We start from the raw sequence: 2,666 nt of genomic DNA on the forward strand, positions 1-2,666 counted from the left end.
GAGTGGGTCATGGCCAAGGCGCAGTTCGGAGTGGGTCATGGCCAAGGCGCAGTTCGCCGTCATCTTCGGCGAGCGCTTCACCCGGGCCATGGCGGCCTGATGTTCAACCCGCCGCCCGCACACGGAATTCCTGACAGTCCCGGCCGCTACAAGAAAATCAGTACAACCGACCCGGACGCGACGATGGCCACCTGGAGTTGGAGTTGACCCGGTCTCGTGGAGCCCTTCAGACTTTCCGCACGAGGTGCGCTCCATGCCTCATACACGCCCGCCCTACGCCCCCGAGTTCCGCCGCCAGATGGTCGAATTGGTCCGTGCCGGACGCGACCCGGCCGATCTCGCCCGCGAGTTCGAGACCTCCGCCCAGGCCATCCGCAACTGGGTCGCTCAAGCCGACCGCGGTGAGAGCCGTGGCGCCTCCAAGAATGACGTCCTGACGCTCGCCGAGCGGGAGGAACTGGCCCGTCTACGCCGCGAGGTGCGGCAGCTTCGGTTGGAGCGCGACATCCTCTCAAAAGCCGCGGCCTGGTTCGCACGGGAGAGCGGCACGGTGCCGTCGGGCTCTTCCAGTTCATGAGCGCGAACCAGGCCGTCTTCCCCATTGCGGCCACGGCACGCGTGCTCGGCGTGTCGAAGGCCGGCTATCACGCTTGGCGGCAGCGCGCGCCCTCCGTCCGTGCCGTGGCGGATGCCGCGTTGTTGAAGCAGATCCGCACCGCTCACACTGGGTCGGGCGAGATCTACGGTGCGCCGCGCGCGCACGCTACGCTGGCAGCACAGGGCGCACGACACGGACGCAAGCGCATTGCGCGGCTGATGCGCGAGGCGGGCCTTGTCGGCGTCAGCCGCCGGCGCGGAGGCGTCGTGACCACGCGACGCGACCGGGAGGCTCGCCCCGCGCCCGATCTCGTGGACCGCAACTTCTCGGCCAAGGCCCCCAACCAGCTCTGGGTAGTTGACATTACCTTCGTGCCGACCGCCGCGGGCTTCCTCTACCTCGCCGTGGTGGTTGACGCCTGGAGCCGGCGCGTCGTGGGCTGGTCGATGGCCAGCCACCTGCGGACCGAACTCGTGCTCGACGCACTGGAAATGGCCATCATGCAGCGCCGGCCGCGCGATGTGATCCACCACTCCGACAGTCAGAAGATCGTTGCCAGCCTCCTGGCGGCCTGATCCGCACAGCGATGGACCGTCAGTTAAGCTGGCGCCGCAGGGTGTCCCGGTGTGGCCTGACCCGCACTCCGATCGACCGGTCGTGTCTTTCCCCGGACCTGTCGGCCGCCCGGGAACACCCTGCGGTGAGGTTTTGCCTCGCCGATGCATGTGACACGAGAAGGGCCTGACCGTCTGGTCTTGTGACTGTCCTGTCCGCGCATCCGGTCGTGGTGAAGCCATCAGGCTCGATCGCCAGGAGGATGGGATGAGTTCCGAGGAAGCTCACGAGCGTTACGTCATCGGCGGTGTCGACACCCACAAAGATCTGCATGTCGCTGCGGTCGTCGATGACCGGGATCGGGTTCTGGCGACCGCCAGCTTCGCCGCGACTCGCCAGGGCTATCGGCAGATGCTGACTTGGATGCGTTCCTTCGGCTCGCTGCACCGCGTCGGGGTCGAATCGACCGGCAGCTATGGTGCCGGCTTGCTCCGCTTCCTCCAGTGGGCCGGGATCGAGGTGCTGGAGGTGACCGCCCCTGACACCCAAGACCGTCGCCGGCGGGGCAAGAACGACGACTTCGACGCACAGAGCGCGGCGCACGCGGCCTTCGCCGGCACTCGTACCGTCACGCCGCGCACCCGCGACGGCATGGTCGCGTCGCTGCGCGTCCTGAGCGCGTGCCGGAAGACGGCGGTCGCGGCCCGGCGCATCGCCCTGCAGATGATCCACAACACCATCGTGTGCGCCCCCGACGCCCTGCGCGAGACGCTGCGCCGGATGACCCGGATGCAGCTCGTGCGGACCCTGGTGGCGTGGCGGCCTGATCTGAGCGCCTACCGCGACGTCGAGGCCGCCTACCGTATCGGCCTGAAGTCCCTGGCGCGGCGCTATCTGGAACTGCACGACGAGATCGCCGATCTCGATGCCATGATCGGCGCCATCGTCGACGAGCTTGCACCGGACCTCGTGGCCCGCAACTCCATCGGCAGAAATGGCGCCGCTCAGCTTCTCCTGAAGGGCGGCGACAATCCCGAGCGCTTGCGCTCAGAGGCGGGCTTCGCGGCGCTTTGTGGCGTGAGCCCCGTGCCGGCCTCATCGGGCAAGACGGTGCGCCATCGCCTCAACCGAGGCGGTGATCGCGCGGCCAACAGCGCATTGCACATCATCGCCATCGGGCGACTACGAACCGATGAGCGGACCAAGGCGTATGTGGCCCGCCGCATCGCAGAAGGCCACTCCAAGCTGGAAGCGATCCGCTGCCTGAAGCGCTACATCGCCCGTGAGGTGTTCACACTCATCACCCGGAGCCGGCAGGCGATCAACCAGACCCGCAACGCGGCTTGACACACAGAAGGGCGTCCAGGGATCGCAATACACGTCGCTGGCCTTCGGCGGTCGCTGCCGCGAAGCGGGCGTGTGGCCCTCCATGGGCTCGGTGGGCGACGCCTACGACTGTGAGAAGGTGCGTGCAGCCTGGGAGGCCTGACCCGTGCTTACGATTGACCGCGTG

At 67.7% G+C, this 2,666-nt stretch carries 1 protein-coding gene and 1 pseudogene; both read left to right on the forward strand.

Annotated features, from left to right (window positions below; all coding sequences use genetic code 11):
* Positions 1-253: 253 nt before the first annotated feature.
* Positions 254-1,137 (forward strand): annotated as a pseudogene (locus ASG32_RS30995) (IS3 family transposase); the annotation flags it as partial.
* 283 nt (positions 1,138-1,420) lie between these two features.
* Entirely contained in the window at positions 1,421-2,500 is a 1,080-nt protein-coding gene (locus tag ASG32_RS31000; RefSeq protein WP_056533864.1) for an IS110 family transposase, read from the forward strand.
* The last annotated feature ends 166 nt before the right edge of the window (positions 2,501-2,666 follow it).

Origin of the sequence: Methylobacterium sp. Leaf361 (genome assembly GCF_001424445.1) — a bacterium.
Lineage (GTDB): Bacteria > Pseudomonadota > Alphaproteobacteria > Rhizobiales > Beijerinckiaceae > Methylobacterium.